Origin of the sequence: Pantoea trifolii (assembly GCF_024506435.1) — a bacterium.
In the GTDB taxonomy this organism is placed as follows: Bacteria; Pseudomonadota; Gammaproteobacteria; order Enterobacterales; family Enterobacteriaceae; genus Pantoea; species Pantoea trifolii.
The window spans coordinates 2,790,612-2,806,246 of the sequence record NZ_JANIET010000001.1; the positions used below are offsets into that span (position 1 = coordinate 2,790,612).

Annotated in this window: 11 protein-coding genes; 7 read left to right on the top strand and 4 right to left on the bottom strand. The window is 53.9% G+C overall.

From position 1 onward, the window contains the following. Positions 1–50: 50 nt before the first annotated feature. From NQH49_RS12950 to yejF, 4 genes are read left to right on the top strand one after another with little or no spacing between them, the layout of a single operon-like run. The gene (locus tag NQH49_RS12950) at positions 51–1,859 is read left to right on the top strand and encodes an extracellular solute-binding protein (RefSeq protein WP_256696920.1); all 1,809 of its coding nucleotides are present in this window, start codon (positions 51–53) and stop codon (positions 1,857–1,859) included. A 10-nt stretch (positions 1,860–1,869) separates the two neighbouring features. Beyond that, entirely contained in the window at positions 1,870–2,961 is a 1,092-nt protein-coding gene (locus tag NQH49_RS12955; protein WP_256696921.1) for a microcin C ABC transporter permease YejB, read from the top strand. Then, the gene (locus tag NQH49_RS12960) at positions 2,961–3,983 is read left to right on the top strand and encodes an ABC transporter permease (protein WP_008105023.1); all 1,023 of its coding nucleotides are present in this window, start codon (positions 2,961–2,963) and stop codon (positions 3,981–3,983) included. The genes NQH49_RS12955 and NQH49_RS12960 overlap by 1 nt, the downstream gene beginning before the upstream one ends. Further along, on the top strand, positions 3,984–5,573 hold the full coding sequence (gene yejF, locus NQH49_RS12965) for a microcin C ABC transporter ATP-binding protein YejF (RefSeq protein ID WP_256696929.1): 1,590 nt from the start codon (positions 3,984–3,986) through the stop codon (positions 5,571–5,573). Here yejF and NQH49_RS12970 read toward each other — a convergent pair. The 3 genes from NQH49_RS12970 to rsuA form a co-directional block, all read right to left on the bottom strand. Beyond that, entirely contained in the window at positions 5,567–5,893 is a 327-nt protein-coding gene (locus NQH49_RS12970; RefSeq protein WP_008105027.1) for a YejG family protein, read from the bottom strand. The genes yejF and NQH49_RS12970 overlap by 7 nt on opposite strands. Before the next feature lie 383 nt (positions 5,894–6,276). Beyond that, positions 6,277–7,470: a Bcr/CflA family multidrug efflux MFS transporter gene (locus tag NQH49_RS12975; protein WP_256696931.1), complete on the bottom strand. Its 1,194-nt coding sequence runs from the start codon at positions 7,468–7,470 to the stop codon at positions 6,277–6,279. Positions 7,471–7,482: 12 nt separating this feature from the next. Next, positions 7,483–8,205: a 16S rRNA pseudouridine(516) synthase RsuA gene (gene rsuA / locus NQH49_RS12980; RefSeq protein WP_061717809.1), complete on the bottom strand. Its 723-nt coding sequence runs from the start codon at positions 8,203–8,205 to the stop codon at positions 7,483–7,485. Positions 8,206–8,371: 166 nt separating this feature from the next. Here rsuA and NQH49_RS12985 point away from each other — a divergent pair, with 166 nt between their 5' ends. The 3 genes from NQH49_RS12985 to NQH49_RS12995 all read left to right on the top strand — a co-directional run bounded on the left by NQH49_RS12985 (position 8,372) and on the right by NQH49_RS12995 (position 14,588). Then, positions 8,372–10,126, top strand: a complete 1,755-nt coding sequence (locus NQH49_RS12985; protein ID WP_256696933.1) for a DNA repair helicase RadD — start codon at positions 8,372–8,374, stop codon at positions 10,124–10,126. A 131-nt stretch (positions 10,127–10,257) separates the two neighbouring features. Continuing rightward, entirely contained in the window at positions 10,258–10,542 is a 285-nt protein-coding gene (rplY, locus tag NQH49_RS12990) for a 50S ribosomal protein L25 (protein ID WP_256696934.1), read from the top strand. 218 nt (positions 10,543–10,760) lie between these two features. Further along, complete coding sequence (locus tag NQH49_RS12995; protein ID WP_256696935.1) at positions 10,761–14,588, top strand: S6 family peptidase; 3,828 nt, start codon at positions 10,761–10,763, stop codon at positions 14,586–14,588. Between the two features lie 35 nt (positions 14,589–14,623). Here NQH49_RS12995 and yejK read toward each other — a convergent pair whose 3' ends face one another. Continuing rightward, positions 14,624–15,628, bottom strand: a complete 1,005-nt coding sequence (gene yejK, locus NQH49_RS13000; RefSeq protein WP_256696936.1) for a nucleoid-associated protein YejK — start codon at positions 15,626–15,628, stop codon at positions 14,624–14,626. Positions 15,629–15,635: the final 7 nt, after the last annotated feature.

A 15,635-nucleotide genomic window follows, 5' to 3' on the forward strand; every position in this document is an offset into this window, starting at 1 on the left:
ATGAAACTGCTACCATAAAGTGCGGAACACCACAGGAGATCGCCCCACTTATGCTGCTGCGTCTTGTCACAGCGTTATTGTTTTGTAGCGCCATTGCGCCGCTGCATGCCGCAACCATCAACGAAAGCTATGCCTTTGCTAAACTGGGCGAGCCTAAATATGCGGTCAATTTCACGCACTACGATTACGCCAATCCCGCCGCGCCCAAAGGCGGCAAAATTACGCTGGCGGTGGTCGGTACCTACGACAACTTCAATCGCTTCGCCTCGCGCGGCAATCCCGGCATTGGCACCGATACGCTGTATGACGGCCTGTTTACCACCTCCGATGATGAACCTGGCAGCTACTATCCGCTTATTGCTGAATCGGCGCGCTATCCCGACGACTATCGCTGGATGGAAGTGTCGATCAATCCTCATGCACAGTTTCAGGACGGAACACCGATTACCGCGCAGGATGTGGCTTTCACCTTCCAGAAATTCATGACGGAAGGTGTGCCGCAGTTCCGCGTGGCGTTTCGTGACGTGCAAGTGAAAGCGCTAAACCGTCTCACCGTGCGTATCGACATGCCGAAACCGGACAAAGATCGGATTCTCAGCTGGCTGACGCTGCCGGTTATCCCGGAAAAATTCTGGCAAAATAAAAAGTTTAATGAGCCGATTGGGTATCCGCCGCTGGCCAGCGGGCCTTATCGCGTCACCTCCTATAAATCGGGTCAGTTTATCCAGTACAGCCGGGTGAAAGATTACTGGGCCGCCAATCTGCCGGTGAATCGCGGGCGTTTTAACTTCGATACTTTGCGTTATGACTATTATCTTGATGACAACGTGGCGTTTGAGGCCTTTAAAGCCGGCGCTTACGATTTGCGCGAAGAGAGTTCAGCGAAGAAATGGGCGACACAATATCGCGGTCGCAACTTTGACAGTCACGCCATCGTCAAATCGACCATTCCCAACACCGTTTCCACCGACACGCAATGGCTGGCATTTAACAACGAAAAACCGCTGTTCGCCGATCGTCGCGTGCGTGAAGCCATCACGCTGGCGTTCGATTTCGAGTGGATGAACAAAGCCTTGTTCTATGGCGCTTATAAACGCACGCGCAGCTATTTCCAGAACACTGAATATGCAGCGCTTGGCTATCCCAAAGCCGAGCAGTTGATCCTGCTGGCGCCCTACAAAGCGCAGCTGCCGCCCGAAGTGTTCAACAATGAGTATGCCCCGCCACGTTCTGACGGCAGCGGTTTCGATCGCGGCAACCTGTTGCAAGCCATGACGCTGCTGAAAGCGGCGGGCTGGGAGATTAAAAACCAGCAGCTGGTGAACGTGAAAACCGGTCAGCCGTTTCGTTTCGAACTACTGATGCGCAGCGGTACGCAAAACGACTGGGCGTTGCCGTTCCAGCACAGCTTGCAACGGCTTGGCATTCAGGTCTCGCTGCGCCAGATTGACAGCTCGCAATATCTCCGCCGTATGCGCGAAGGCGACTACGACATGATCCCATCGCTCTATTACGCCATGCCATGGCCCTCGACCAGCCTGCAAACGATCTGGCAATCTCAATTTATTGACTCTTCCTGGAACAGGCCGCGCGTGAAAGATCCCATCGTCGACCATTTTGTGCAGCAGATCGTTGAGCATCAGGGCGATGAGAAAGCGCTGCTGCCGCTCGGCCAGGCGCTGGATCGCATCCTGCTGTGGAATGCCTACATGATTCCGATGTGGTACAGCGCGGAAGATCGCATGGCGTATTGGGACAAGTTTTCCCATCCCGGGATTAAACCCGCGTTTGCTACCGGTCTGGAAAACTGGTGGTACGATGTGAACAAAGCCGGGCGATTGCCGGCCAATCGACGCTGAGGAGCACGGTTTGGCAGCCTATTTTCTTCGCAGGTTACTGCTGATCATCCCGACACTTTGGGCGATCATCACCCTGAACTTCTTTATTGTGCAGATAGCACCCGGCGGCCCAGTGGATCAAGCGTTAGCCAACGTGCAGTTTGGTCACAGCACTGGCATTCCCGGTTCAGGCAGTGGCGACAGCGGCGCGCGCGGATCGCTGGTGCGCGACAATCCCGGCGACAGCCAGTATCGCGGCGCACGCGGCCTTGATCCGGAAGTGATCGCGGAAATTAAGCATCGTTACGGCTTCGATAAACCGCTGCTGCAGCGTTATGGCGAAATGCTGTGGAACTACATCCGTTTTGACTTTGGCGACAGCCTGTTCCGCAGCGCATCGGTGCTGCAGCTGATCAAAGAGAGTTTGCCGGTCTCCATCAGTTTGGGATTGTGGAGCACCTTGATCATTTATCTGGTGTCGATTCCGTTAGGCATCAAAAAAGCGGTGCGCAACGGCAGCGCCTTCGATATCTGGAGCAGCACCTTTATCATCATTGGCTATTCGATTCCGGCATTTCTGTTCGGCATCATGCTGATTGTGCTGTTCGCCGGCGGCAGCTACTTCGACTGGTTCCCGCTGCGCGGCCTGACGTCACCACAGTTTGATGCGCTGCCGTGGTACAGCAAAATCACCGATTACCTGTGGCACATCACGCTGCCAGTGCTGGCGACGGTGATTGGCGGTTTCGCCACGCTGACCATGCTGACCAAAAACGCCTTCCTCGATGAGATCCGCAAACAATACGTGGTCACCGCGCGCGCCAAAGGGCTGAATGAGAAGCGCGTGCTGTACGGCCACGTGTTCCGCAATGCCATGCTGCTGGTGATCGCCGGTTTTCCTGCCACTTTTATCAGCATGTTTTTCACCAGCTCGGTGTTAATTGAGGTGATGTTCTCGCTCAATGGTTTGGGCCTGCTCGGCTACGACGCCACCATCCAGCGCGATTATCCGGTAATGTTTGGCACGCTTTACATCTTCACCCTGATTGGCCTGCTGATGAACATTCTCAGCGATCTGACCTACACGTTGGTCGATCCGCGCATTGATTTTGAGGGACGCTGATGCGCTTATCTCCTGTTAACCAACAGCGCTGGCAGCGTTTTCGCCATAATCGTCGCGGTTACTGGTCGCTGTGGATTTTCCTGATCATTTTTGTCCTGTCGTTGGGCGCTGAGTTGCTGGCCAACGACAAACCGCTGCTGGTGCATTATCAGCAGCGCTGGTACATGCCGCTGCTGTTCAACTACAGCGAAAGTGATTACGGCGGTGATTTCTCTACGCCCGCTGATTATCAGGATCCGTGGCTGAAGCAGCGCATCGATCAGCAAGGCTGGGCGATCTGGGCGCCAATTCGCTTTAGCGACAGCACCATCAATTTCGCTACCGATGTGCCCTTCCCTTCTCCACCTTCGGCGCAAAACTGGCTCGGCACCGATGCTAACGGCGGCGATGTGCTGGCTCGCCTGCTGTATGGCACGCGCATTTCATTACTGTTCGGCATCATGCTGACGCTGTTCTCCAGCGTGATTGGCATCGTGGTCGGCGCGGTGCAAGGCTACTTCGGTGGCCGCATCGATTTGGTCGGCCAGCGGCTGATAGAAGTGTGGTCCGGCATGCCATCGCTGTTCCTGCTGATTCTGCTCTCCAGCGTGATTCAGCCCGGCTTCTGGTGGCTGCTGCTGGTCACGGTGGTGTTTGGCTGGATGAGCCTGGTGAGCGTGGTGCGCGCCGAATTCCTGCGTGCCCGTAACTATGATTACATCCGTGCGGCGCGCGCGCTCGGCGTCAGCGACAGCCGCATTATGCTGCGCCACATGCTGCCGAACGCCATGGTCGCCACGCTGACGTTTTTGCCGTTTATCCTGTGCGGCTCAATCACCACGTTAACCTCGCTGGATTTCCTGGGTTTTGGTTTGCCGGTGGGATCGCCATCGCTTGGCGAGCTGCTGTTACAGGGCAAAAACAATTTACAGGCGCCGTGGCTGGGATTGGCGGGCTTCTTTGCCCTCGCCCTGCTGCTGTCATTACTGATCTTTATCGGCGAAGCGGTACGCGATGCCTTTGACCCGAGCCGAGGACGCTAAATGAGCCTGTTAACGGTGAATCATCTGGCGGTGGCCTTTCAGGATCGCCGCGTGGTGGACGACATTTCGCTGCAAATAGATGCCGGCGAAACGCTGGCGCTGGTGGGCGAATCCGGTTCCGGTAAAAGCGTGACCGCGCTGTCAATCATGCGCTTATTGCCGCAGCCGCCGGTCAACTATCCGCAAGGCGAAATCCTGTTTAACGGCCAGGATATTTTGCAGGCCAGCGAACGCGCCATGCGCGGGCTGCGTGGCAACCAAATGGCGATGATTTTTCAGGAGCCGATGGTGTCGCTCAATCCGCTGCATAACGTGGAAAAGCAGCTGTATGAGGTGCTGTCGGTGCATCGCGGGATGCGGCGCGAAGCCGCGCGGGGCGAAATGCTCAGCTGCCTGGATCGCGTCGGCATTCGTAACGCGGCATCGCGTTTGCAGGATTTTCCACACCAGCTTTCCGGCGGTGAGCGACAGCGCGTGATGATCGCCATGGCGCTGCTGACGCAGCCGAAGCTGCTGATCGCCGATGAACCGACCACCGCGCTGGATGTCACGGTGCAGGCACAGATTCTGCAATTGCTGCGCGAACTGCAGCGAGAACTTAACATGGGCATGCTGTTCATCACCCATAACCTGAATATTGTGCGTCAGCTGGCGCACAGCGTCACAGTGATGAGAAATGGCCGCAGTGTGGAACACAATCGCTGCGATTTGCTGTTTAGCCAGCCGCAGCAGCCCTACACGCGCGAGCTGATCGCCGCCGAGCCGGATGGTCAACCGGTGCCGCTGCAGGATGCTAAACCGCTGTTGCAGGTGAAGAATCTGCAGGTTGGTTTCCCGATCCGGCGTGGATTGCTGCGTCGCACCGTGGCAGAGACGCTGGCGCTCAAGGATCTTAGCTTTACGCTACGGCGTGGCGAAAGCCTGGGATTGGTCGGCGAATCGGGTTCGGGTAAAAGTACTACGGGCCTGGCGCTGCTGCGCTTAATCACCGCGCGCGGTGAGATCTGGTTTGAGGATCAGCCGCTGCATCAGCTATCGCCAAAGCAGTTATTGCCGCTGCGCCAGCGCATTCAGGTGGTGTTTCAGGATCCCAATTCCTCGCTCAATCCGCGCATGACGGTGCAACAGGTGATTGCAGAAGGCTTAGCAGTGCATCGTCCGCAACTCAGTGCTGCCGAGCAGGAAGCCCGGGTGATTGCGGTGATGCAGGAAGTGGGGCTCGATGCCGACAGCCGTTTACGCTATCCGGCGGAGTTTTCCGGCGGTCAGCGTCAGCGTATCGCCATCGCCCGTGCGTTGATCCTGGAGCCGCAGCTGATTGTACTGGATGAACCCACCTCGTCACTGGACCGCTCGGTGCAGAAGCAAATTCTGACCTTACTGCGTCGTTTGCAGCAGCAGCATCAGCTCGCCTATCTGTTTATCAGTCATGATTTGCAGGTGGTACGCGCGCTCTGCCATCAGCTGGTTGTGCTGCGTCAGGGCGAAGTGGTGGAACAAGGTGATTGCGAAGCGTTGTTTAACGCACCAGCAGCCGATTACACGCGGCAGCTACTGGCGTCAGCGCAGGGAAAAGATCTGAGTCAGTGACCATCGAAGGTTTCGGCGATAGCGACACCCTGATTTTTCAGGCAGCAGTTGGTGGCGCTTTCGTCATCGCGTTGAATCAGCAGACAAGGTTGCCCTTCACACTGGGCGATTTTGCACTCGACCTGAATCTGCGCCAACGTTTCTTTCAGCTGGTGCAGAATTTCCAGCGCCGGATGGCCATCGTGGCTCAGCAGGCGCAGCACCACTAAATCTTCGGCATGCACGCCATTCGCCGCTTCCTGACGCTCAATTTCTCCTGCATGTTCAAGCGACCAGCGATAATGTTGTGGCAAGCGATGCACAACGGAAAGTTGCAGCATAGATATACGGCCCCCAGAGACGTTAACTTTATTCACGACGACGGCACAACGTGGTGAATCCCAACCTGGTTAGCTCAGAAAACCCACTCAGTCTGCCTTCTCGTTTTCAGTACAAAGCATGTAGCCAATTTATAATTTGCGAGGCTTCTCACATTTATGCCTATGTTTACCGTGTTCGGCTGCGGTTAACAATCATTTTAGACGCAATCTCGTTACTTTTTTATCTCTAAATTTTCACATAACGGAAACATTAAGCATAACGAATGAATGGGGATTAGCGAGTGAGGGGGAGAAATTTAAGAGAGGCCAGGTCGCCATGAATGGCGACCCTACGGAAAGATTCAGGATATGTAGGGCCGCCATTCATGGTGACCTTGGGGATATCACGCTGGCTGTTGAGGCCGTGAAGCATAGGTGAACAGCACAATCGAGAGGGTGGCGCACAGCGCAATCGTAGCCACCATCGGCCAGGCGCTGTTAATGCTGACTAATGAGAGCAGCGCGCCAACTAAGGCACCCACACCAAAACGCAGTGTGCCCGCCAGCGAAGAAGCCGTGCCCGCCATGTGCGGGAACTCATCCAGAATCACCGCCATCGCATTCGACGACACCGTTGAGACGCAGCCAATAAACATCGCCACGCCAAACACCAGCGACAGAAAACCTAAATCCAGCGCACTGGAGATCAACAGCCAAACGCCCATCGCGAACTGAATCACCAATCCTAAACGGAACATTTTCACCGGACCAAAGCGGCGCACGGCACGGCTATTAATCAGCGTCATCACGAACAGGAACACCACGTTCAAACCAAAGTAGTAGCCGAAGTTCTGCGGTGAAACGTGGTTCACTTCGATGTAAACAAACGGACCGGCATTGAGGAAGGTGAATAATCCGGCAAAGGAGAAACCGCTTGCCAGCATATAACTGAAGGCACGCTTGTGGCGCACCAGTGCCACGAAGTTACCCAGGGTGGTACGCAGATGAAAACGCTGCCGCTGTTCGGGCTTGAGCGTTTCACGGATTTGCGTCACCACCAGCATCGTGGTGATCAGCGCGGCACCCGCCAGCGTCCAGAAGATGGCGTGCCAGTTCCACAGCAACAGCAACCAGCCACCAATAATCGGTGCCAGCAGCGGTGCGATGGTGGTCACCAGCATCACAAACGACATCATGCGCGAGAAGTCCTCTTTCGAGTAGGTATCGCGCATCAAGGCGTTAATTACGACGCTGGCAGCGGCGGCCGATAAGCCGTGCAGGAAGCGCATAAAGATCAGCTGGTCGATGGTTTGTGACAGCGCACAAGCCGCAGCGGCGCAGGCAAAGATCAGCGTGCCCAGCACAATCACCGGTTTACGTCCGTAGCTGTCCGCCAGTGGGCCATACACTAACTGGCCAATGGCGAAACCGAGGATGTAGAGGTTGAGCGTCATCTGCACGCTGCCCGCCGAAACCGCAAACTCATGGGCGATTTGCGGCATGGCCGGCAGATACATATCAATCGAAAGCGGCATCAACATCGCCAGCAATCCGAGGATGACCACTAAACCAACCGGAGAATTCTTTTCCTTGCGCACCGCGTTCTCCCGCTATTTGCGTTGTTTGAGTTCTTCTGGCAGGCCGATGCTGTCGACCTCTTGCTGCGTCAATTCACGATATTCACCTTCACCGAGATCTTCATCGAGTTCGATGTCACCAATACGTTCGCGATGCAGCGCCGAGACATGGTTACCCATCGCCGCAAACATGCGTTTGACCTGATGATAGCGCCCTTCGCTGATGGTCAAGCGTGCCGCTTTCTCATCAAGAATCTCCAGCACCGCCGGTTTGGTGAGCTCTTTTTCATTGTGCAGCTGTACACCGGCAGCGAACTTCTCAACCAGTTCTGGATCGATCGGCTCTTCCACTTCCACCAGATAGGTTTTTTCCAGGTGATGCTTCGGTGAGGTAATGCGGTGTGACCATTGGCCATCGTCGGTCAGCAGCACCAAACCAGTGGTGTCGATATCGAGACGTCCCGCCGCATGCAACTTGAACGCCGCAGGTTCTTCGATAAAGAACAGCACGGTGGGATGATCGGGATCGTCGGTTGAGCAGACGTAACCTTGCGGCTTGTTCAGCATGAAGTAGCGCGGACCTTGCTGCACCACCAGTGGATTGCCGTCGTATTCGACTTCATCGTCTGGCAATACCTTGTAAGCCGCATCGCGCACGACTTCGCCGTTAATGGTGACTTTTTTGGCGCGGATTTCGCGTCCGGCGATAGCACGGCTAACTTCCAGTTGCTGAGATATGAATTTTTCGAGTCGCATGAATTCGCTTTGCCTGTTACTGCGGGGGAAACTGAAACGGTGTTTTTGTCCGTTAAGAAAGTGTGGGCAGTATAGCTTGATCCTTAGACTGCTAACAGTAGTGAACCTGCGTTTAACTGGCTTTCATGCCATAATGCGCGTCCGTTCCAGAAAAAAGTTTGCCCCGATGTCATTCACCCTGCGCCCATACCAACAAGAGGCGGTTGACGCCACGCTCAACCACTTTCGCCGCCATACCACGCCGGCGATGATTGTGCTGCCAACCGGTGCGGGTAAAAGCCTGGTGATTGCTGAACTGGCGCGGTTAGCGCGCGGACGCGTATTGGTGCTGGCCCACGTGAAAGAGCTGGTGGAGCAGAATCACAGTAAATATCAGGCGTATGGCCTGCAAGCCGACATCTTCGCCGCCGGTTTGCAGCGCAAGCAGAGCGAAAGCAAAGTGGTGTTTGGCAGCGTGCAGTCGGTGGCGCGCAATCTCGATCGCTTCGACAGCGCCTTTTCGCTGGTGATCGTCGATGAGTGTCATCGCATCAGCGATAACGAAGAGAGCCAGTATCAGCTGCTGTTCGCCCACCTGCGGCAGCATAATCCGCAGTTGCGACTGTTGGGTTTGACCGCCACGCCCTTCCGTCTCGGCAAAGGCTGGATTTACCAGTTCCACTATCACGGCATGGTGCGCGGTGATGAGAAAGCGCTGTTCCGCGACTGCATTTATGAGCTGCCGCTGCGCTATATGATCAAACACGGCTTTCTGGTGCCACCGGAGCGCTTAGATATGCCGGTGGTGCAGTACGATTTCAGCCGGCTGATCCCGCAGAATAACGGGCTGTTTAGCGAAGCCGATCTCAACCGCGAGCTGAAACAACAGCATCGCGTCACGCCGCATATTATCCGGCAGATTGTTGAGTTTGCTGAAGATCGACGCGGCGTGATGGTGTTCGCCTCCACCGTGGAACATGCCCGTGAAATTCTCACGCTGCTGCCCGAAAACAGCGCGCTGGTCTCGGCGGAAACGGCGGTGAAAGATCGCGACCGCTTGATTGCTGAATTTAAAGCGCAGCAGCTGAAGTTCCTGGTCAACGTCGCCGTCCTGACCACTGGCTTTGACGCGCCCCACGTTGATTTGATCGCCATTTTGCGTCCCACCGAATCCGTCAGCCTCTATCAGCAGATTGTAGGTCGCGGTTTACGCCTGTCGCCCGGCAAAACCGATTGTCTGGTGCTGGATTACGCCGGAAATCCACACGATCTTTTTACCCCTGAAGTCGGCGCGCCGAAAGGTGCCAGCGACAATCAGCCGGTGCAGGTGTTCTGTCCCGCCTGCGGTTTCGCCAATACCTTTTGGGGAAAAACCACTGAAGATGGTCACATCATTGAGCATTTTGGTCGCCGCTGTCAGGGCGTGCTGGAAGATGATGAAGGCGAGCGCGAGCAGTGTGATTACCGCTTCCGCTTTAAAAGCTGCCCGGATTGCGGCGCCGAGAATGACATCGCCGCGCGGCGCTGCAATCAATGCGACAAAATTCTGGTCGACCCGGATGACATGCTGAAAGCCGCGCTGAAACTGAAAGATGCGCGCGTGTTGCGCTGTGCTGGCATGGTGCTGGAGCAAGGACGCGATGACAAAGGTGAATGGCTGAAAGCCACCTATTTCGATGAGGATGGCACCAGCGTCAGCGAGCGTTTTCGCCTGCAAACGCCAGCGCAACGTAAAGCCTTTGAGCAGCTGTTTATGCGTCCGCATCAGCGCGCACCGGGCGTGGAACTCGGCTGGCAAACCGCAGCAGATGTCATCGCCTTACAGCCTTTATTACGCCATCCGGACTTCGTGGTGGCGCGCGCCAAAGGCCATTTCTGGCAGATCCGCGAAAAAATGTTCGATTATCAGGGCCGTTACCGCCGCGCCAATGAGCTGCGATAAGCGGCGGAATCATTTGCCCCTGCGGCACCATTGAGGCTATAATGCCGCCCGCTTTTGCATCCGTAAAAGCAGTTTGAATAACCGTCCTGTTGCTGGGTCGCCTGTAGCAGGAACTATTGAAGAGACATCAAATGTTCACTATTAACGCTGAAGTACGTAAAGACCAGGGTAAGGGTGCGAGCCGCCGCCTGCGTGTAGCAAACAAATTCCCAGCCATCATCTATGGCGGAAATGAAGCACCAGTTGCTATCGAACTGGACCACGACGCTGTAATGAACGTGCAGGTTAAACCTGAGTTCTACAGCGAAGTGCTGACCATCGCGGTTGATGGTAAAGAAGTTAAAGTTAAAGCTCAGGCGGTACAGCGTCATCCGTTCAAGCCAAAACTGTTCCATATCGACTTCATTCGCGCTTAATCGCGAAATGAGTTGTAAGTAGAAGGGCCGGTTGCGAAACCGGCCCTTTTATTTTGTCTAAGATCTACTTCGTTTCAATATCCACTTAATTAGCTTTGTTCCCTTCTCAGCCTTGTTATTATTGTATTTAAGACCATTCTTCACGATGAAGTCATAGGACTTTCTGGACAATGCGGTTTGCTCAGCATTTTCAAGGAAACGCCCCCTAAGGACTTCAAATGAATAAAATCACCGCTTTATTTTACAGCGCGCTGCTTGTTGCGCTCCCCTCGTATGCGGGAGTCATGCGCCATGATACCAATGTGCAAGATTACCGCGATTTTGCTGAGAATATGGGCAAATTTCGTCCTGGCATCAGTAATATTCCAATTTATAAAAAAAATGGCGATTTATCGGGTAATCTGAATTTCCCTATGCCTGATTTGAGTAGCATATCCCGTCGCGGCTTCGCTGCCTTAACCGCACCTTCGTATGTTATTACTGCTCGCCATATGAAAGATTTAAACAGCGTATTTTTTGGTGGTCCTTCCGAATATTCACCACGCTATGTTTTTATCAATCGCAATGCCATTCCAGACGATATTGATCGCGATTACATGATGCCGCGGTTAAATAAAGTGGTAACAGAAGCGTTACCGGTTGGACGTGTTGAAAGTATTGATCTAAAAAATGGTCATGGCACTCGCTACACAGCGTATGCGCGCGCCGGGGCGGGCATCATGTACCAAGTCAGCGAAGATCAAAAAGATATGGTACATATTGCCGGCGGGTATTCATGGCTAGCCGGTGGATCTATTGATCCTAATCTCGTCGAATTTACCAAGAATTATTTTTATTTTACGCAGTTATCACCTGATAACCCTCTTTCCACAGCTCTGACCATCACAACTCAACCCGGCGACAGCGGCAGCCCTTATTATGGCTATGACTCGATTGATAAACAGTGGAAACTGGTCGCTGCGCATTCAGCAAGCCGTTACGGTGCAATCCCAAATCCTTACTCACGAGAGTCATTGGGTGCGTTAATCCCAGATGGTTTTTATGACGGCATCGTTGCAGCCAATATCTCACCTGATGTTAAGGACAGTAACAACGCAGAAGCCATTTTATGGAATAAGGCAACAATTGATCAAGGCAGCCAACAATGGGACTGGCAGGGTCTGGATGAAAAGTATCGTCACGTGGCACCTGCCAAAGCCAGTTATCCCGAGTTGGACGCTACCAAAGATATCCGTTTCAACGGTGCTGGTGGCGAAGTTATTTTAAGTGATGCGGTAAACCTTGGCGCAGGTAAACTGCAGTTTTCTAATAATTACACGCTTAAATCTGCCGATGGTGCTGATGCCACCTGGGTGGGCGGCGGTGTTGAAGTCGACAAAGATAAAACCGTTCTTTGGCAGGTTAATGGCCTGAAAGATGACGACCTGCATAAAATTGGCGGTGGCGTGCTGCACATTAATGCAAAAGGCATCAATGAAGGGGGGCTGAATATCGGCGATGGCACCGTAATTCTGGATCAACAAAAAGATACTTTGGGCAGTCGTCAGGCTTTTTCCCAAGTCTATATTGCCAGCGGACGCCCAACAGTGGTATTGAACAGTGGCGACCAGGTGGACGCGAATAGCATCTTCTTTGGCTATCGTGGCGGCAAGCTCGATTTAAATGGCAATAACCTTACGATGCGTAAGATTAATCATACGGACAGCGGCGCATCAATCATCAATGGGCATTTAAAGAACAACTCAAATTTGACGTTAACCGGATTTATTGCCAAAGACATCGCTATTCAGGAATGGCAGGGTAATAACTCTGCGGGGAACATCGGCGATATTTACGAAGATTACAATGAAAAATCAAAACGCTGGGAATATTTCCAGTTAAAGACACCTAAATATAGCTGGTTCCCAACCAATCAGAAAGACAACACCTACTGGAAGTATATTGGATTTGATCCTGTAGAGGCACAGGAATACCGCGCTATAGAACTAAACCACCTGGTGTATCGGGGATTTCTGGGAGCAGATAACACATCCGCTGTTAATGGGAAACTGGACTTTACCTTTTCACCCACGATGGCCAGTGCCAACCTGGCATTAGCCGGCGGGGCGAATCTCAATGGTAATATTAACGTCAACAATGGCACGCTATTACTCTCGGGCCAGCCCGTTCCTCATGCCGGTGGCCTGATTATTGACGATGACTGGTATGCCTCTTCTTTCTCAGCCAATAACGTAGTGGTCGCCAGTGGCGCTCGCTTCCAGGTGGGTGAATACGCGCAGGTTAAAACCGATATTCAGGCCGGTGATAACAGCCAGCTTATCCTTGGCTACAATTCTGATGCGCAGGATGAGGATCAGATCTTACGCTGCACCTCGCCGGTTCAGAGCAGCAAAGGCAGCTGTAAAGTTGCACAGCGAAACGCTGAAGAATTGCGCTTTCTTCCCGCCAGTACAGTCGAAGGCAATATCACGCTGGGTGATAACGCTGCGCTCCACCTTGGCAAGGTCAATTATCACGGCCACATCAACGACAGTCACGTAGCGCGAATGACCCTGAGCAGTGAGACGTTCTGGAACATGAACGGTAACAGCCGCGTGCATCGCCTGGATGCAGGTAAAGGCGGTATCATTTCCCTGCTTTCTGCAGATGAAATGGCCTGGACGCCGAAGCTGCTCTCTGTTGAACATCTGACGGCAAATAACCTGCAGCTTGGTTTCGGTATCGCGCCACAATCCGCCATCAGCGACAGCTTATACATTGGTTCCAGCGCGCAGGGCGGCAGCAACATCCTCGATCTCGGTTTTATGCTGGGCGAAACCTTCCCCAACCGCATCGCAAAAGAGATCGTGCTGGTCAACGCACCCGCCGGTACCGCGCATGATTATTTCACGCTACCTCCGGTCAAACGCGGGTTCTCGCTGTATACCGCCGATCATCAGGTTGTGGAAGAGAATGGTCGCGTGAAATGGATCATTGCCAAAACGCCCGATCCGGTGCTGCCCCCCGATCCGGTAACCGATCCCGATCCGGTAACTAACCCCGAGCCAGAACCCGAAATTAAGCCAGAACCCGAAATTAAGCCTGAGCCTGAAGTAAAACCTGAGCCAGAGATCACGCCAAAACCGGGTACTGCAGAAGACTGGTTTGACGTCATTGATAATCAGCCGCTGGTGCAGAGTACTCGCGCCCTGCTCGCTTCGCGTCACTACCTGTTTAGTGAAATCAGCAGCATGCTGACCGATCGCGCTCAGCTGCTGCGCGGTAGCCATGAAGACAGCGGCGCATGGGCCAGCCTTAGCCAGAATCGCGGCGGGATGGATAGCGTAACGTTAAAAGACAGCAAGCTAGAGATCGGCGCCGATACGCAAGCGGATGCCTGGCTGTACGGCGTCACCGCCAGTTACAGCCAGGGAAATGCCAGGGATGAAGCCAGCGTCAGCCATAAGCTGAGTACTCTGGGTCTGTATGCAAGCGGCATGAGCGAAAATGGATGGTTTATGGATCTTGCTGCCAGCTACCTGCACCTGCGTCAGGACATCAACCTTGACCCGGTACTGGGAGTGGAAAGCACCTCAAAAACCAGCCATATGCTGGCCGGCAGTGCAAAACTGGGTAAATCCTTCCCTCTGCTGGACACGTCGTTCACGCTGTCGCCTTACGTGAAGGCCAGCGCAGGCTATGTGCCGGGTTATACGCTGCAAAGCCGAGATGCCCGCATTGCTCTGAGTTCAGCCATGCCGTGGGGACTCACGCCGGGTATTGAAGTCAGCAAGCAGGGGCTCGGTGCGCTGCTACCAAGGGTGCGATTCAGCGCAACCGTTGAAAAACAGTTTTCACCGGGCAGCTCCGGCTCTTCACTGACTCTTGAGGATCGCCACAGCCGACGCGTGTATGGTGCGCTGGATGACGATCGTTACCGGGCTCATCTGAGCTTCGAAGGAAAAATCAGCGACAACTGGTCAGCGAATATTGGCGCGAAACACAGCTTTGGTGGCAAGTTCCGCACCGATTCACTCATCAGCAGTGGAATAAACTATTCGTTCTGATAAAAAAGCCGGGCACTTTGGTGACCCGGCTTTTTTTATTTACCGCTGGTACGACGTTGCAACTGATCGCGCAGATTTGGTGGCGTACCTTTGATAGTAAGCGTGTCAGTGGTGGGATCCCAGAAGATGCGCTCGCCAAGCAGCATGGCATCGAAGTTCAGGGTTAAGCCACCGCCGCTACCTGCGAACTTGGTCAACTGGCGCAAGGTGCTGCGATCCGCTGGGAAGGTCTCTTCCAATTCGTAACCCTGCTCCTGAGTAAACGCCTGGAAGGTTTTTTCGCCTAATGGCGGTAATTCGCTGGAGAGATCGTGCAGCGCAATCTCTTCGCCGGCCTGCAGCTGATCGTTGCAGTACGTGTAAACCTGCTGACGATAGTTCTGGCGCTCGTTTTTATCGAGATCTGATTCGGCACAATAATCATCAACCGCTTGCAGCAAGCCACGGTTTTGCGCTTTGGTGTCTAAACCAACGCTGGCACCGAGAAAATCCATAAAGAAATCCGCCACTTTACGGCCCACGCGACCGCGCAGGAAGGTCAAATAGCGGGTCGATTCCGGGTTGGTTTCCCACTCGGTGAGATCAATACGTGCCACAATATCTGCATGATTGATATCCAGATAATGGGTGCTGCTGATATCCAGCTGTTCATTAACGCGCATGCTCGACTGGCTGTTCAGTACCGCAATCAGCAAATACTCGACCGCCAGATAGCGATAATGCAAAAACAGCACCACGCCGCCTTCCGCAAACGGATATTTACCCAGCTCATCGCGCAGACGTCCGGTTGCCGCACGGCTAAATGCCAGAAAGTCATCTTCCCCTTTGCGGCAGTTACGCAACGCATCGGCCAGTTCACTGTCCTCGTTAAACAGGCCGTAGGCTTTGCTTTTGGCGCTGTAAACCCGATGCAGCTCTTCTGCCATCTCTTCAACCGCGCGGGTCGCAGGCAGCAAAGTGTCGCGCAGTACCAGTTCCAGCTGGTTTTCATCACGTTTGACTAACTGATGCAGGGCAATCTGGTCGATATCCAGACTCATGGTAGAC